The sequence below is a fragment of the Saccharothrix sp. NRRL B-16314 genome (genome assembly GCF_000716595.1).
GTDB lineage: Bacteria > Actinomycetota > Actinomycetes > Mycobacteriales > Pseudonocardiaceae > Actinosynnema.
Genome location: NZ_JNXC01000218.1, coordinates 1 through 317, shown reverse-complemented (window position 1 = coordinate 317; position 317 = coordinate 1). Strand labels below are relative to the sequence as shown.

The 317-nt window shown below is 66.2% G+C and carries 1 protein-coding gene; it reads left to right on the top strand.

The window, feature by feature from the left end:
• Window positions 1-296 (top strand): hypothetical protein (locus OQ02_RS45450; protein WP_033443849.1); only part of this gene is annotated, 296 nt, incomplete at its 5' end.
• Window positions 297-317 lie beyond the last annotated feature (21 nt).

The window sequence follows — 317 nt, the reverse complement described above, 5'->3', positions numbered from 1 at the left end:
GTGCCCTGTCCACCGCCGAGGTCACCGCGGCCTTCGGCGGCAGCACCGCGCCCAAGAGCGTGCTGGGCAAGCAGCTGATGGCCGTCTACTTCAACCTCGCCACCCGGCGCATCAACGCCGGAACGGCCATCGTCTCGCGGACCGCCCAGGCCCTGGGCCTGCACAACGTCCGTGATGCCGCGATCTACGCACAGGACACGCTGCTCCTCCCGGTGAACCCCGGCACCGCGCAGCGCTACAGCAGGATCATCGGGATCCTGGACGACATCAACGCCAACAGGATCGAGCGGTACTGACGCTGTCTCTTATACACATCT